Origin of the sequence: Micromonospora hortensis, assembly GCF_022230935.1 — a bacterium.
Classification (GTDB): Bacteria; Actinomycetota; Actinomycetes; order Mycobacteriales; family Micromonosporaceae; genus Micromonospora; species Micromonospora hortensis.
The window spans coordinates 19046-33728 of the sequence record NZ_JAKKFE010000051.1 but is presented as its reverse complement, the minus strand read 5'-3'; the positions used below and the strand labels follow the sequence as shown (position 1 = coordinate 33728).

At 66.0% G+C, this 14683-nt stretch carries 14 protein-coding genes and 1 pseudogene; 10 read left to right on the top strand and 5 right to left on the bottom strand.

Going from position 1 to position 14683, the window contains the following annotated elements:
• Nucleotides 1-184: 184 nt before the first annotated feature.
• The gene (locus NIE111_RS27355) at nt 185-505 is read left to right on the top strand and encodes a hypothetical protein (protein WP_238687179.1); all 321 of its coding nucleotides are present in this window, start codon (nt 185-187) and stop codon (nt 503-505) included.
• 246 nt (nt 506-751) lie between these two features.
• Here the strand turns inward: NIE111_RS27355 and NIE111_RS27350 are convergent, their stop codons facing one another.
• Both NIE111_RS27350 and NIE111_RS27345 read right to left on the bottom strand, forming a co-directional pair.
• On the bottom strand, nt 752-1255 hold the full coding sequence (locus NIE111_RS27350) for an anthrone oxygenase family protein (protein ID WP_238687178.1): 504 nt from the start codon (nt 1253-1255) through the stop codon (nt 752-754).
• A complete protein-coding gene (locus tag NIE111_RS27345; protein WP_238687177.1) occupies nt 1252-2109 on the bottom strand; it encodes a Rossmann-fold NAD(P)-binding domain-containing protein in 858 nt (285 codons plus the stop codon). Before NIE111_RS27345 ends, NIE111_RS27350 begins: the two co-directional genes overlap by 4 nt.
• 103 nt (nt 2110-2212) lie before the next feature.
• Between NIE111_RS27345 and NIE111_RS27340 the strand changes: the two genes are divergently transcribed.
• From NIE111_RS27340 to NIE111_RS27320, 5 genes and pseudogenes are all read left to right on the top strand, one after another.
• Nucleotides 2213-3172, top strand: coding sequence for an AraC family transcriptional regulator (locus tag NIE111_RS27340; protein WP_238687176.1), 960 nt, complete (start codon nt 2213-2215; stop codon nt 3170-3172).
• A 19-nt stretch (nt 3173-3191) separates the two neighbouring features.
• A pseudogene (locus tag NIE111_RS27335) lies at nt 3192-4070 on the top strand (IS5 family transposase).
• Nucleotides 4071-4114: 44 nt separating this feature from the next.
• The gene (locus NIE111_RS27330) at nt 4115-4546 is read left to right on the top strand and encodes an ankyrin repeat domain-containing protein (RefSeq protein WP_238687175.1); all 432 of its coding nucleotides are present in this window, start codon (nt 4115-4117) and stop codon (nt 4544-4546) included.
• Between the two features lie 256 nt (nt 4547-4802).
• A complete protein-coding gene (locus NIE111_RS27325) occupies nt 4803-5702 on the top strand; it encodes an aldo/keto reductase (protein WP_238687174.1) in 900 nt (299 codons plus the stop codon).
• A gap of 575 nt (nt 5703-6277) precedes the next feature.
• Entirely contained in the window at nt 6278-6931 is a 654-nt protein-coding gene (locus tag NIE111_RS27320; protein WP_238687173.1) for a hypothetical protein, read from the top strand.
• A 392-nt stretch (nt 6932-7323) separates the two neighbouring features.
• Here the strand turns inward: NIE111_RS27320 and NIE111_RS27315 are convergent, their stop codons facing one another.
• Both NIE111_RS27315 and NIE111_RS27310 read right to left on the bottom strand, forming a co-directional pair.
• Complete coding sequence (locus NIE111_RS27315; protein WP_238687172.1) at nt 7324-7950, bottom strand: maleylpyruvate isomerase N-terminal domain-containing protein; 627 nt, start codon at nt 7948-7950, stop codon at nt 7324-7326.
• Between the two features lie 369 nt (nt 7951-8319).
• Entirely contained in the window at nt 8320-9276 is a 957-nt protein-coding gene (locus NIE111_RS27310; protein WP_238687171.1) for a tyrosine-type recombinase/integrase, read from the bottom strand.
• Nucleotides 9277-9895: 619 nt separating this feature from the next.
• Here NIE111_RS27310 and NIE111_RS27305 point away from each other — a divergent pair.
• Both NIE111_RS27305 and NIE111_RS27300 read left to right on the top strand, forming a co-directional pair.
• A complete protein-coding gene (locus tag NIE111_RS27305) occupies nt 9896-10636 on the top strand; it encodes a hypothetical protein (protein ID WP_238687170.1) in 741 nt (246 codons plus the stop codon).
• A 958-nt stretch (nt 10637-11594) separates the two neighbouring features.
• Nucleotides 11595-12260 carry a DUF4145 domain-containing protein gene (locus NIE111_RS27300; protein ID WP_238687169.1) on the top strand — a complete coding sequence of 222 codons (666 nt, stop codon included), beginning with the start codon at nt 11595-11597 and terminating at the stop codon, nt 12258-12260.
• Nucleotides 12261-12521: 261 nt separating this feature from the next.
• Here NIE111_RS27300 and NIE111_RS27295 read toward each other — a convergent pair whose 3' ends face one another.
• On the bottom strand, nt 12522-12872 hold the full coding sequence (locus NIE111_RS27295; RefSeq protein WP_238687168.1) for a hypothetical protein: 351 nt from the start codon (nt 12870-12872) through the stop codon (nt 12522-12524).
• 216 nt (nt 12873-13088) lie between these two features.
• Here NIE111_RS27295 and NIE111_RS27290 point away from each other — a divergent pair, with 216 nt between their 5' ends.
• Both NIE111_RS27290 and NIE111_RS27285 read left to right on the top strand, forming a co-directional pair.
• Entirely contained in the window at nt 13089-13400 is a 312-nt protein-coding gene (locus NIE111_RS27290) for a putative quinol monooxygenase (RefSeq protein ID WP_238687167.1), read from the top strand.
• Nucleotides 13400-14599 carry a helix-turn-helix domain-containing protein gene (locus tag NIE111_RS27285; RefSeq protein WP_238687166.1) on the top strand — a complete coding sequence of 400 codons (1200 nt, stop codon included), beginning with the start codon at nt 13400-13402 and terminating at the stop codon, nt 14597-14599. The genes NIE111_RS27290 and NIE111_RS27285 overlap by 1 nt, the downstream gene beginning before the upstream one ends.
• Nucleotides 14600-14683 lie beyond the last annotated feature (84 nt).

The following is a 14683-nucleotide window of genomic DNA, read 5'->3' as shown; positions in this document are numbered from 1 at the left end:
ATTGTCAAGAGCAGGCGTTGAGCTGCACAGACACGATCATGCAATGGTCGCTTCTTGTCACTGATTGTCAACGGCAGGCGGGGGTTTTCGGGGGGTAAACGGGGGCCGGCCGACAGGACAGCGCTGGGTTCCACCGCGCCCCGCTCCCCCACCATCGGGGGCGTGCCGTCACCAGGCGAGCGACATGCAGACCGCGAGCGAAGCCGACATCACTCGCCGGGTGAACGAATACGCCGGCCAAGTAGCAGCCGCCACGGGCAGCACCCTCGCCAATCCCGCCGCCAGCTCCGCGCCGTGCGAAACCCTCGCCCGCTTCCGCGACCAATGGCGCTCCCAAGGGTGGACCATTACCGAGGACCGCACTTTCCCCAACGGCAGCGAGGGCACAATCACCGCCACGACCACCCCTGACGACTACTCCCTCACCGTGAGTGGCACCAGAGAACCGACAGCCCTCCTGCTCCTGGTCCACTCCGCCTGCTACAAGTCCGCCGAACCGCTCTGACGCCACCGCCGCGCAGCGGGCAAGCGCTGACTGTCGTCGTGACGCCCACAAGCCCTGTGCAGGTCGTCCGGCCTCGTCTGTCAGCGTTCGCGACATCGGGCGATTGTCCGCGCCTCGGCACGACGCCCGCCAACTCCGCCGACGCCTTGCCGAGCTAGACGCACAGTGGTGACCCCCTTCATGAAACCCATAGGGACACCCCCGGGTGCCCGGAACTGGCCACCCTGCCCGCACCGGACGGCGACGTCATCGGGACGTGCCCGAGAGGTAGACCCCGAGACCAGCCAGCAACAGGCTGATCAGGCTGGCACCGGCGCGTACCGAGTTCCACCACGTCCAGGCGGACGAGTAGGAAGCCCACATCCGGACCGCCTCCGCAGGATCGGTAGGCACGCCTGCGGCGTCGAGCGTCTCGTTCATCGGCACGTTAACGACCACCGTCGGGATGAACGCGCCCACCAGGTACACCCCCGCGGCCACCAGGAACAGCACACCCGCAGACCGCTTCCCGAGGATCAACAGGAACACACCGGTCACCGTGGCGGCGACGAGCGGGCCGAAGAACGTGACGAAGAACAGCGGATTCTGGATCCTCTGGTTGATGCTCGTCATGGCCCGGATCGCGGTGCCGGCGTCGGCGGCGTTCAGACCGGGCATCACCGCCACCGAAAAGGCGTAGTACACACCGGTGATCGCACCCGTCACCGCCAGGGTCGCCGCCGCCGACCAGGCGGCCAGGGTGGCGTTCATGCCCAGTCTCCACCGGGTGACGTGTCCCATGCACCAGCGGTGGCGGCGTCGCGGGCATAGTCGGTGAAGTCGCGCGGCCCGCGGCCCAGCGCCCGTTGCACACCATCGGCGAGCTGTGCGTTGCGGCCGTCCAACACCTTGCCGAACAGCTCGGTCAGCACCGCCGCGAGCTCCGCCGGCACGTCGTACCCGGCCATCACGGCGGCGTACTCCTCGGGCGAAACCGATCGGTAGCGGATCTCCCGCCCGAGCGCGTTGCCGATCTCCGACGTCGCCTCGGCGAAGGTGAGAAGCCGCGGGCCGGTCACCTCGTAGAGCCGCCCCGCATGCCCGTCGCCGGTCAGCGCCGCGACCACGATGTCAGCGATGTCGTCGGCGTCGACGAACGGCTCCGGCACGTTCCCGGCCGGGAGGATGACCTCGCCGCCGCGGATCGAGTCGGTCAGGAAGTCCTCGCTGAAGTTCTGGCTGAACCAGCTCGCCCGCACTATCGTCCAGTCCACTCCGGAGTCCTGGACCACCCGCTCGCTGAGTTTGGCCTCCTCCTCGCCCCGGCCGGACAGCAGAACCATCCGTTCGATCCCGCCGGACACCGCTTGTTCGGTGAACGAGCGGATCGTCGCGAGGGCGTCCGGCGCGACCAGGTCCGGGTAGTACACCAGGTAGACCGACGAAACCCCGTCCAGTACGGGCGCCCAGGTGCGCTGGTCGGTCCAGTCGAACGGCGGCTCGCCGACGCGGGAGCCGACCCGCACCGGCCGGCCGAGTTCGGCGAGCCGGTCCACCACCCGCCGGCCGGTCTTGCCGGTGCCGCCCAGTACGAGGATTGGCTGCTCATCAACGTTCTTTGTCATGCCAACCAGTCAAGTCGAGGGCGAGCGCACCGGGAATGGGCGAGACTCTCGATCGCATGTCCCGGCGTCTCGACCGCCCACGTCACAGGGCTAACCTGAGCGCATGGATGCGCTCGCGGGGCTGCTGAACGGGCCGAGGGCGCGTGGTGCGTTCCTGATGCGGTCGGTGTTCGACCCGCCCTGGTCGGTACGGATCCAGGATCGCGCGCCCCTCACCCTGGTCACCATGCTGCGCGGCACGGCGTGGGTGGTGCCGGACCGGGGTGCTCCGGTGCCGCTGCAACCCGGCGATGTCGCGATCATCCGTGGCCCGGAGCCGTACACGATCGCCGACGACCCCGCCACGGCACCGCAGGCAGTGATCCATCCCGGAGAGCGCACCACCACGCCCGCCGGGGACGAGTTGTGCGAAATGATGGACCTGGGTATCCGGACCTGGGGCGAACGCGCTGACGGAACCGCGGTGCTGCTCAATGGCACGTACCAGTTGCAGGGCGAGGTCAGCCAACGGCTGCTGCGGGTCCTGCCACATCTCCTGGTGCTGCCGGCCGGTGCACTGGACAGCCCGCTCATCCCGTTGCTCAGCGACGAGATGACGAAGGACGAGCCGGGGCAGGAGGTGGTCCTGGACCGCCTGCTCGACCTACTGCTCATCGCCGCACTCCGGGCCTGGTTCTCCCGGCCGGAGGCGGCGGCGCCCGCCTGGTACCGAGCGCACGCCGATCCGGTGGTCGGCAGGGCGTTGCGGCTGCTGCACGACCAGCCGGCAAAGCCCTGGACGGTGGCCACCCTCGCGGCCGGCACCGGTATCTCGCGGGCGGTGCTGGCCCGCCGGTTCACCGAACTGGTCGGCGAGCCTCCGATGGCGTACCTCACCAACTGGCGGCTCACGCTGGCCGCCGATCTGTTACGCGAACCGGACGCCACCGTCGGCGCGGTGGCCCGCCAGGTCGGCTACGGCAGCTCATTCGCACTCAGCGCGGCCTTCAAACGGGTACGCGGTCTCAGCCCGGCCGAACACCGGCAGGCCGTCGGGTCGCCTGACCTCACACCAGTGGGATGACCTCGTGGCCACCATACCGGTGACGAGGCGGCACGACCTGACCGACGCTCAGTGGGCGGCGCTTGTGCCGCTGCTTCCCAGGGGTAAGAGGCCGGTCGGCCGCCGAAGTGGAGTAAACGGCAGTTCATTGATGGGATCCGGTGGCGAGTGCGGGTGGGCTCGCCATGGCGGGACGTGCCTCAGTGCTACGGACCTTGGCAGACGGTCTACGGACTGTTCCGTCGCTGGCAACGCGCCGGGGTGTGGCAGCGGATCGTCGCCGGGCTGCAGACCCGCGCCGACGCGGCCGGTCTGATCGGCTGGGATGTCAGCGTCGACTCGACCATCGCGCGGGCGCATCAGCACGCCGCAGGCGCCCGCACCCAACCCGAGCGGCAGAAGGAACCACCCGGCGGAGTCGAGGACGAGCCCGCTGACCACGCCCTGGGCCGGTCGCGCGGCGGCTGGACCACGAAGGTGCACCTGGCCTGCGAGCAGGGCCGCAAACCCCTGGCGATGCTGGTGACCGGCGGGCAGCGCGGCGACAGCCCGCAGTTCAGCCGGGTCCTGGCCTGCATCCGGGTCCCTCGGGCAGGCGGCGGCCGACCCCGCACCCGACCCGATCGAGTCTTGGCGGACAAGGCATACAGCTCACGCGGCAACCCGGGCGGAACTACGCCGACGTGGCATCCCGGCGACCATCCCGATCAAGATCGACCAGGCCGCCAGCCGGCGCAGGAAAGGTGCGAAGGGCGGCCGGCCACCGACCATCGACCCCATCGCCTACCGCCAGCGTCACGCCGTCGAGTGCGGCATCAACCAGCTCAAACGCCACCGAGCTATGGCCACCAGATTCGACAAACTCGCTGTGCGCTACCAGGCCACGCTCCACGTCGCCGCGATCAACGAATGGCTCTGAAGGTGCCACCCGCTGGACTGCAAAACTTGCCTACCCTGAGGACCGTGAACAAGCGACAGCGAAAGAAACTCATCAATCGCCTGATGGAGGCGGTGCTCCGCGAAGACGCAGCGATCGCCAACGCCGCCCTGCGCGTCGGAGCGGACCCCAACGCGGCCGACCGAGAGGGCACGACCCCGCTCTACCAGGCTTCCGTGCACGGCGCGGTCGATCTCGTGCGGCTCCTTCTTGCCGCTGGCGCTGCGCCGGACACCGAAAGCGGGCACGGCCGGGAGGGCACGCCCCTCTGCGCTGCGGCGGCCTGGGGACATACCGACGTCGTGCAAGAACTTCTCGCCCACGACGCAGACCCGAACCTTCGCGAAGACCGAGGAACCGGCTACTCACCCCTGGACTGGGCGCTACGAGGCGACCACTCACAGACGGCCAATCTGCTCTTGGCCGCTGGCGCCTACTCCGCCGCCGCTGACATCTGAAACGCGCCCTAGTGCTGCCGCCGACACGTCGACTCTCACGCCACGCCAGACGAACGGTCGGCGCCCCTGGGCCGCCAATGAGCGTAGGGGTCCCGGATGGCGGCCCTGTGCGGGAATGCTCACCGGACGGGTCCTGCCGCGCACAGGCCATCTGAGCTGTGGCGTCCCGTATGAGGTTCCTTGGTCCCGATGGCGCAGACCGGGCACCGCTAACGGACTGGACCTCAATTGCGGTTGAGGTTTTAGGGTGTGGGTCATGCCAAGTGCCGAGATGGGAACGCGTTTATCCATGGGTCGCGATACTTTCGGCCACCAGGGATTCGGCGCGATGAGGTTGCGCGATGGAACCGCCGACGGCACCGACCGTGACCCGGTGGCGGTCGTCCACGCCGCCCTTGATGCGGGCGTCACGATGGTGGACACCGCAGATGCCTACCAGAATGAAGAGCTGGTCGGCCGGGCAATCCGAGGGCGCCGTGATGAGGTGCTGCTGGCCAGCAAATTCGGGTTGGTATGGCGAGGTGAACTCGCCGGTGGCTTCGACGTACGGGCTGACCGGTCGTACGTGCGGCAGGCGAGCGAGGCGAGCCTGCGACGGCTCGGTGTCGACGTCATCGACCTCTACTACCTGCACCATCGCAGTGAAACGGTCCCGATCGAGGAGACCGTCGAAGCCATGGCCGAACTGGTCAACCAGGGGAAGATACGCGCCCTTGGCCTGTCCAACGTGACGGCGGACGACCTACGCCGCGCACACGCCGTCCACCCGATCGCGGCGCTACAGGAGCAGTGGTCACTGGTGCAGAGCGACATCGAGCAGGAGCTGCTGCCTACCGCGGTTGACCTCGGGGTGGTCATCGTGGCCCACTCCCCAAACGGTCATGGACTCCTCCACCAGCCTCCGAGCACAGCCGACGAGCAAGTAGCGAGCGGCCTACGCGCCGCACTGGGCGAAATCGCCAGTAGACACGACACTACGAGCGGGCAAGTCGCACTGGCCTGGGTGCACCACCGGCAGCAGGCACACGGTGTGCCGGTCATCCCGATCCCGGGGACCACCAGCGTCCGCCACCTGCGTTCCAACGTCGCCGCGGCCGACCTAAGCCTGTCCGACGACGACCTGCGCCGGCTCGATACCCTCCGAGCTGCGTCGTGAACCGCACACCGTGTCCGGTAGCGGATCGTCTTACGGGGGCGGGTTGGACGGGCTTCATGCTCAACATCGCCAGGCTCCCAACTCACCGGGAACCCAGCCGCGCTATCGCCCACGCTGCCCCGGACTGAATGAGGATGCAGTCCAATGTCGGCATTGAACATCCGGTCATGCCGCAGACAACGCGCGGGGCGGCTTCGAACGCCGCTCGTAGCACCATCGCCGACTACGTGCGGTAACCGAGAGCAGCGACAGTCAACCCGTGTTGGGACAGGTTATTGCCGTCCCGGTGGAGCCGATCTCGTCTGCCATAGCCGCGAAGGTGTAGCGCAGCATGTGTACGCATCCTCAGCACCCGGATTCCTGCGGGCTGGGCCAGGTGCTTACGCGGGTGCGAGGCGGTTTGCCGGTCCATCCGCACGCCGTTGGGTTTATTCAGCTCGTCCGGCTTGGCAGCGAAGTGCGATGGGTGGCCAGGGCGGTGGCGGTTTCGACGGCTGACACGGGCACCCCGCTGCGCAAGCCGCACGCTGGAGCAACGGACGGACGAGAACGCTGCCGACGCCAGACGGCGCGTCATGCAGTCCGGCCGGCTGCTGCGGATGCGCGCCGACGCCGCCGGCCTCCTGGACGACTTCAGCCACCAGGTACGAACCCGCTACCCGCACCCCGTCGCCTACCGCTGGAGCAGGGCACAGGTCCTGCTCTCAAACGGCGCCGACGGGTCGGCGAACTACGCCATCCTGGAAACGGCCGAGGTCCTGCTCTGCTATTGCGCGCTCGAGGTCGAGGATCTGCCCGCCGCCATCGCCGACGCCCACGCCGACCTGACCACCCTCCTGCAACGGGCGTCGTTCCTCGCCGATCTTCCCCTCGTCCATGTCAATCGCATTCACTGGGACTCTCTCCGCAAGGTCGCACGGGTGGAGTTCGAGGAACTGACCGGAGACAACGTGCTGGTCCCGGTGCGGGAGCGGACCTACGGGTCTAGTGACCTGGAAGCCGGAAGCCTCTACCTGGCGACCGACGACGGCCGTCTGCATCTGCTTCGCCCGTTCCTTATCCGCCAGCGATGCGCGAAGTGCCGCGGCTGGGAGACCCTCCACATCGACAACTTGCCGCACATCGCCACCGTCCAGATCAAGAGTCTAGAACGCGGCCACACCATTCAGGATCCGCAACTGTGGGACGCCTTCGAGCATGTCGGGCTCGTCGAGCGGCCGGGCAGCTGAGCCCCAGCCGCCCGCCGGCGTTCCCTGAGACATGATCGATCCCTAGTCGACGACAACGAGAGCGGCAAGCGCACGCCACTGGGCGAAGGGCAGGCCGTCCTGCCAGTTGTCGGTCGTCGCCGTAGGCGTCGTCACCGGCGACCCATTAACAAGACAGTCCACCGGCCCACCGCGGTGCGATACCCAGCGCGTCAGCTGCGGTTTCGCCGAAGCCAACGCTGTCGGGCGGGCGTCCCGGCCACATCCGGTGACGTCCTGCCGAGAGATTGTCACTTGGGCCCATCCGGCGAATCTGCGAATGCACTGTCATCGGCATGACAGCGCACGGCTCCAGGCGCTACCAACGCGCGACAGCGGCAGATAAGGACCGTGCAGAGCGAGCGCTCCACCAGCTAGAGGGCGGAGATGGGGGTGGGAGCTCGTTCTTGCCGAGCTAGCGCGCGTATCACGTTCAGGGAGCCGTGTCGCCAGGCCGCGAGGCTGCTCAGCAGGTGGATTGTCGCTTCAGTCGCTGTCTGCGGCATCGGTGGGGTCGGCAAGCCGAGGCTGACTGCTAGGTCGTCGGTGTGCACGACCAGCTCCATGACCCGGGTCAGCAGGAAGTCGTCGACTTCCAGGCCCCAGTCGCCGAGGTCCACGATGCGGTCGGGCGGTTGCGCTGTCACCGTGGCACCCAGGTCGGTCAATGCCGTATCGACCGCGTCCGCCAGTTCCCTGGGGCTCGTCGCTGTAGCTGTCTGCTCGCTGCGGCGCCGGATGTCGATGTTGTCGGCACTGTCCATGCCTGAAGTCACCCAGGCGTTGCCGGTGAAGTGCTCCAGCACCGAGATCGCCGATTTTCCTGGTGGCGCGGCGAGGAGCGTCACGGTCTGAGTGACCTGGTTGGCCAGATGGCGGGCGAGGCCGCCGGTGGAGAAGTCCGGCAGGGCGCTGGGCGAGGACCATTGCTCGGCCAGTATCGGATTGCGCAACAGGGCTAGGGCGGCCTCGGCAGCATCCAGGAACGCGGGTCGGATCATCGAGTGCACGATATGGCCGCACAGGAATCGTTGTCATCCCCCGCACGAGTCAGCGAGGAGCGGCTCCCCCTTCCGGATCTGTGATCATCGGCATCCGAACACCGAGCCGCGCGTCGCTGGCAGACCATCCGTTAAGCAACGTCACCAATCGGAACGTCCGCCGGTCCTCCAGGCGTCACGAATGCCGATCAAGCGATCAGCGGGAGGCCAGCTACCCCGATGCAGCTCTGTACGACAAGTCGTACCGGAATCTGCACCGGAGCAAGTGGGCCGCACCCAGCCCCACTCGACTCAGGTCCGCCGATCGACGACAAGAGCAACACGGTCGGCCGGGCCGACTCCCGGCCCAGCCGACCGTGTTGCCCGCGTCTACACCCCTTCCCCGATGCCCAGTTGCACCTGGATCTCCTGCGCCCGTTCGGCCGCCGCGCTGGCGCCGTAGTGGCGAGGCATGTCCTCCGAGGTCCAGCCCAACAACAGCATCAGGTCACCGGTATTTCCGCCGGCACGCTTCCACTCGTGGGCGAAGTTATGCCGCCAGCGGTGGGCGTGCACATTCGCCACACCAGCGGCGAGACCCAACCGCTTCAGACGAATCTTGATGCCGTTGGCCGCCAACCTCCGGCCGCCACGGTCGGCGAGCCACAGATCCGGCAGCTCCGATCCCTTGTGCTTGACCCGCGCGCGTAGGTAGCGGCTGATGGCCCGGGCCGTCTTCGGCCCGAATCGGACCCGTCGGTCCTTGGCGCCCTTGCCGTGGTAGTGGACCGACTCCATGTTGAGGTCGACGTCGTCGAGCAGCAGGTTGCCGACCTCCGACAGACGCGCTCCGGTGTTGTAGTACAGGCGGATGATCGCCTCGTCACGCAGGTGCGGGAAGGTCTTGCCCTTGCAGGCGTCGAGGAGCTTCTTCGTGTCCTCGTCCCGGATGATCGGGATCAGCTTCTGTGGTGTCTTGGGCTGTCGGACCCGGTCCATTGGAGAGCGGTCGATGTCCTCCTCAGCCAGCAACCACTTGAAGAATTGCTGTAGACCTTTGTGCTTGTTCAGCGCGGTCGACGCGGACCGGGTCTCGATCATCCACGCCTGGAACGCCTCCGCATGCCCCCGGGTCACCTCGGTGGGGTCCTCCGCGGCGTCGGCGGCATCAGGGTCGGGCGAATGCTCGGCCAGGTAGCGGGCCAACTGCGCGGCGGCGAGGAGGTAGTTGTACCGCGTCGTCTCCGGGTAGTTGCCCGCCCGCAGCGTCCGGTCCCAGTCGCGCAGGTATCCCGCCCAGGTCGAGGACAGGTCGGTCGTGAGCTTGGTGAGGTCCAGTAGAGCCATGTCGGTCACCCGTCGAGTCAAGGGGTCGATAAGCGGCGTGCTCGACCTCGACGAACCACCATGAACACGAAAAAGAGGGTTCCCACAGGCTCTGACCTGTGGAAACCCTCTCGCTGTCGGGACGGCCGGATTCGAACCGACGACCCCTGACCCCCAGACCTCGGCAAGGTGGTCGGTTGAGGCTCGCACCGCTGCACAAAAGCCGGATCCGTGCTGTAGCAGCCCCATGCGGCTCCGTCGGTTGCTGTACATCGCTGCTGTACTGCCGGGCGGCTCCGCCAGGTCGACCCACTCCCCCGCCGACCCTGCCGTCGCGTCTGCTGACGAAGGGATTTGAACCCCTTACACCCCCGGCCTAGATAGATCATCTGCTATCGGACGGATCGCCAGGCTGGCCTGCGCAACCGTCGCCAACGTCTCTCGACGATTGACACGACTTCTCGGTCCCGGTTGTGCCCGATCTGTGCCAGATGATCTTCGACCGACGCACCCCTACGGCGTCACCCTTCCGACTAGACATCCTCGCTACTGTCGGCACAGAATCCGTTACACCTTGAGGTCAACCGACGCGTCGTAGCGGACCCTGCCGTTACGGGACCTAGAAGGAGACGAGCTCTCGATGACGTATGAGCATGCCCGCGATCTGAATCTGACGTACGACTCTGGCCGGGGCTACTGGCACTTCGTCCTCTACATCGAACCGCCACACGGAGCGGGCAGCGCCCTCAACGGTGGAAAGATCATGCAGGCTTCCACCAGCCGGTACGCCGCAGAGTGGATTAACCGGCTTACCGAGTGCGACCCAGACGCCCTACACGTCGCACTCGTCGGGAAGAACGATGCGCCGAATCTCTGGCACCCCTGCGTCTATGAGGATCCTGAATCGCCATCGGCAATCGCCCGCGACGGCTGCGTTTGCTGGCAAACCTTCCACGACCCCGTGACGTGGCTGCCGGTCGCCGCGCACCACTTCCGCACCGTCAGCGGCAACCACGAGTACTGGCGGCACTTCACCTTCACCCCTCTTGCGCTCCCGGAGAAAGAACGTCTCGACAGACTCATCATCGACAGCGAAGCCGACTCCATCTGGGTGCGCACCGACCAGGGCAATCTGCACTTCCTCCCCGAGGCTCGGGGGGCTGGGTACAGCGTGGGCTACGGCGGCGGCGGTCCTACTGAACTGGCCCGCATGATCGAAAAGATCGTCCAGATGGACGGCTACGGGGTGGCCGCTGGGACGTCACGTGGGATGCCAAACGAAAAGGTGATGTCGTGGGTTAGCAGCAAGGCCGCCGATCGCACACAGGAACTGGGGCTGGAGCAACTAAAGCTCCTGTGCCGCACCGGCTCGGTGGCCTAGCACCACATCGAGCAAGTGTCTGCCTAGTCGGTGCGCCCCCACCTGTCAACCTTCGCTGCGGCCTCTAGCCATCCCGTCGGCCTTCGTCCGCACACCGTGGAGTGGGTGGGGCCTGCCCGGTCAAGGTGGAGCACCCCACCGTCTGAACGACCTTGACCGGGCAGGCCCTGCCCGCTCGGCTCTGCCCCGGACGGAGGTTGTCGGGATGGCGCCCACCATCTCGGAGCGCCCGAGCGCCCCGCCGGAGGCCAGGCCCCGCACACTTAACCCGGCGGCCGGCACCATCCGCAGCCGAGAGTGCTGACCCGGTACACGACGCAAAAAAATGCACGACACGGAGTTGGTTATTTAATTTTCCGTCGTGTACCGTGGTGGAGGATTGGCGTGGTGGATATTCCTTGCCCGCATGCCGGCGTGTCGAGTTCCGATGGCACCCATCCTCATGTTTGCTGTGTCCAGCGACATGGAAGGCGCGCCCAGTGACCCACTAAGCCCTGGACGCGCCTCGTACTCCATGCCTCGCCCGACAAGAGCAAGGGGAGGACGTGAAGGTAGTGCAAGGTGGCGGCAACCGCAAGAAGCCTCGCCGTGGACGCAAGGTCCCTGGTCGACGGTGGGAGCAGGCAATCTGTCTCCTGGTCACGGTGTCAGCGCTTCTAGCCGTTCTGGCTGACGTCTTGGGCGCGGCAGCACGGCTCATGACAAGCATGTAGCTTTGGTCCACTTTGAGGCCCCGGACTTCCTTTACAAGGCGGTCCGGGGCTTCTTCGTATGTCGCGACGCCGGCGGGCTGCCACCGACGCGCTGGCGGCCGAAGGCCAGAGGCGCGGCGGCGGGCCATCGGCCCGGCCCAGGTTCGGCGGCGCGAGCGGCCTGCGAAGCGGGCCGCCTTGATCTCGTACAGAAAGTTCTCACACCCATCTCGCGTACGCAGGGTCCTCGATGTAAAGATCCATGCATGCCTGAGACGGGGACGGAAATTCCGCTGCACATGAGCCAACGGGTCATGGTCTGCCCACACTGCGATTGCCCGGCAATCCAGGAGGTCAAGGGTCAGGTCATCGTCCCCAAGGATGATCCCGAGGATCATGAAAGCCCAGACTTCGAGTACACCCTACTTCGCTGCACCGATTGCCGGGAGGCTTCACTACAGGTCCGTGAACTCTGGCTCTTTGCGTCGCTCAACGAGGTAACGAAATTCGCTTACCCGGCCCGGCGGCAACTGAGTCTCGATGTGCCGAAAGAGCTGCGTCGAGAGTTCGAGGAGGCCCGCACCTGCTTCGACGCCAAAGCGTACACGGCAACTGTGGTGATGGTTCGAAGAACGCTTGAGGGTATCGGCGTTGACAACAACATCACCGAGCGGCCGTTGGCACGGCAGATCGATAGGATGAGGACCGAAGGGCTGATTGACCAGAGCATAGCGGAATGGGCCGACAGCCTGCGAGCTTTGGGCAATCAGGGCGCTCACTACACTGGAAGGCAAGTCAGTCGAGAGGACGCCAATGACGCCGTCGATTTCGCCGAAGCACTCTTGGACCATATCTATGTCTACAAGAAGCGATTCGCGGCGTTCAAGAAGCGAGCCCAGACAACGCAGACTCCGACAGCGACCGCATCGTAGTCGCTGCTAGATCTTCTCTCGGTCTCCAAACACATAGTTAGCCGGACGTGTCGGTATCACCTACTGCCTACCTCACTCCTTTCGCTCTGGAGGAGGTGACGGAAGACGTTCCTCAATACTTCCCGCCTTAACGAATACGGGGACCCATGGACGAACTCTACGTCGTGCGATTTGGCTTAACTGGAGGAGCACCATTCGAGGACAACCCCACCCGCCCGCAAGCTGATAGCCCGCCGACTTCGCGAGGTGGCTGCCCTGCGTCTATGCCAGCTTCCGCTGCACGACCCGCAGGAGCTTGATCGTCTCCTCGTCAGAGATGCCGGTGGTGATCGACCAGTCGCGGCCAGAACCCATCACGTCGCTTACGAAGACGATCTCAACGGCCAACAACACCTTCCGCCACTGCGACCTCGTCAGCGACCCCCCGGAATCCAGCGCCTCACGCAGTCTGCGCCCCTCGCCCCGCCACAGATCCTCCTTGCTGTCGAACCCCATAGCCCGAGCAAGGCCATCCGTTGGGCTCGCGGGTCCGCCCCACTCACCGAGCCCGCGGCTCAACAGGAACCGCTCATCCGAGGTGAGGTCGACCGCTACAACGTCGAAGGCGTTCATGGGCGCGATTCTGACCCACAGCCCCTACATGGGTTCAGCCCGCCCTAGCCGGATCCAACGGTCATGCCCGCACCGTGACCGGCACGACCCGCACCGCACCAACCGCCGTCTACCACCTGAAGCAATCCGCAATAGAATACGGGTGGCCGGACATGAGTGCGGCTAGGGTTGCGTACGCGAGTCGTGACTCTCAGCTTCAATGGGGAGGTTGGTTGCATGTTCGCACTGGTGGTGCGGTTTGATCTGAAAGACGACGAGAGTGCGCAAGCGTTTGACGCCCTTGTCGCCGAAACCGGGGCCGGAATCCGTGCCCATGAGCCGGGGACTCTGATCTACGCCACGCACTCTGTCGAGGGGGCACCGCTCGCCCGGGTCTTCTATGAGTGCTACGCGGACCGAGAGGCATTCGATGCGCACGAGCGACAACCTCACGTGATTCGATTCCTCAAAGAGCGCGAAATGTATACGCAGGACGTGCGGGTTGAGTTCCTGAAAGTTGGACCCAGTAAGGGCGTCGAGTCAAGCTGATGACTGACGGGACCAACGAGCAGGGCCGACTTATAGCCACGCGTCGGCAGAAGCGTGGACTTTCTCAACGTGAATTTGCCGAGATGATCGGGCGTTCCGAGGCTTGGCTGTCACAGGTCGAGCGCGGGGTCCGCTCGATTGACCGCGTCTCCATCCTGGGGCGGATCGCGGGTGCCCTCGGCATCCCGATGGCCGAACTCTCTCCTGGTACTACTGACGTGGAGAGCGTCGGGGTTCCCTCGGCGGCAGCCGAGCTACGTTCGGTGCTGAGCACCAGTTACGTCATGGCCGCGATCCTGGGCAAGGATCGAGAGCTTCCCCTCCCGGATACGACCGAGCGGGCCGCTCGCTGCTGGACGCTGGCTCACGCTGCCCGATACGAAGATTTGGCCGACCTGTTGCGGGGCCTCCTGCCAGACCTAGAGAGAGCAACACGATCCACGAAGGGCGGGGCACGAAAAACGTACCTCGCCGAGCTGGCCTCGGTGTATCACGCTCTCTCGGCAGCGCTGTCGAAGCTTGGCCAGCACGAAGCGGCCTGGGTCGCAACCGATCGCGCGCTGCTCGTTTCCGAACAGGTCGGCGACCCGCTACTGGTTGCCGCCGGGACATTCCGCCTTGCCCTGGTCTTCCAGGGCGGTCGGCAATTCGATCAGGTCATCAGTGCCGCGTCGTCGTCTGCCGCAGCACTTGAACCCGAGGTGTCGGCAAGCAACCCGGCCGCAGCCTCCTTGTTCGGCGCACTGAACCTTCAACTGGCTGTGGCCTCGGCTCGGATGGGTGACGACCAGGGGGCTCACCGCTATCTGGGAGTAGCCCGTGAGGCTGCCCAGCTCCTAGGGGCTAACCGCAACGACTACGAGACTGAGTTTGGCCCCACGAACGTTCAGCTGCATGAGGTTGCGGTGGCAGTCGAACTCGGCGATGCGGGTTCCGCGCTTCGCGCTGCGGAGCGGATCGATCCGTCCGGCCTATCGGTTGAGCGGCAAGCTCGGCTTCTCATCGACGTTGCGCGCGCCTGGACTCAGCGCCGAAGGGTGTCCGAGGCGGTTGATGCGCTTGAGCAGGCTGAAGCGCTCACTCCGGAGCAGGTCAAGGGACATCCGATAGTCGAGACAACGGTTTCTGACCTGGTCCGGATGGACCCCACCCCCTCTGACCGGCTGACTGCCCTGGCCCGCCGGGTCGGAGTGGCCTAGCCTGCCGCACTGCTAGCCGTACTGCCACGAAGGGCGTCCCACAGCGGGGCGCCCAGACCCAGATCGATCGCCAGGACGCGGCCT

What these genes read in the sequence shown, in the direction of transcription:
- NIE111_RS27285 (WP_238687166.1), top strand. Translation starts at nt 13,400, where the DNA reads ATGACTGACGGGACCAACGAGCAGGGCCGACTTATAGCCACGCGTCGG.
- NIE111_RS27350 (WP_238687178.1), bottom strand. Translation starts at nt 1,255, where the DNA reads ATGAACGCCACCCTGGCCGCCTGGTCGGCGGCGGCGACCCTGGCGGTG.
- NIE111_RS27345 (WP_238687177.1), bottom strand. Translation starts at nt 2,109, where the DNA reads ATGACAAAGAACGTTGATGAGCAGCCAATCCTCGTACTGGGCGGCACC.
- NIE111_RS27320 (WP_238687173.1), top strand. Translation starts at nt 6,278, where the DNA reads ATGCAGTCCGGCCGGCTGCTGCGGATGCGCGCCGACGCCGCCGGCCTC.
- NIE111_RS27300 (WP_238687169.1), top strand. Translation starts at nt 11,595, where the DNA reads ATGCCTGAGACGGGGACGGAAATTCCGCTGCACATGAGCCAACGGGTC.
- NIE111_RS27355 (WP_238687179.1), top strand. Translation starts at nt 185, where the DNA reads ATGCAGACCGCGAGCGAAGCCGACATCACTCGCCGGGTGAACGAATAC.
- NIE111_RS27290 (WP_238687167.1), top strand. Translation starts at nt 13,089, where the DNA reads ATGTTCGCACTGGTGGTGCGGTTTGATCTGAAAGACGACGAGAGTGCG.
- NIE111_RS27325 (WP_238687174.1), top strand. Translation starts at nt 4,803, where the DNA reads ATGCCAAGTGCCGAGATGGGAACGCGTTTATCCATGGGTCGCGATACT.
- NIE111_RS27310 (WP_238687171.1), bottom strand. Translation starts at nt 9,276, where the DNA reads ATGGCTCTACTGGACCTCACCAAGCTCACGACCGACCTGTCCTCGACC.
- NIE111_RS27305 (WP_238687170.1), top strand. Translation starts at nt 9,896, where the DNA reads ATGACGTATGAGCATGCCCGCGATCTGAATCTGACGTACGACTCTGGC.
- NIE111_RS27340 (WP_238687176.1), top strand. Translation starts at nt 2,213, where the DNA reads ATGGATGCGCTCGCGGGGCTGCTGAACGGGCCGAGGGCGCGTGGTGCG.
- NIE111_RS27295 (WP_238687168.1), bottom strand. Translation starts at nt 12,872, where the DNA reads ATGAACGCCTTCGACGTTGTAGCGGTCGACCTCACCTCGGATGAGCGG.
- NIE111_RS27315 (WP_238687172.1), bottom strand. Translation starts at nt 7,950, where the DNA reads ATGATCCGACCCGCGTTCCTGGATGCTGCCGAGGCCGCCCTAGCCCTG.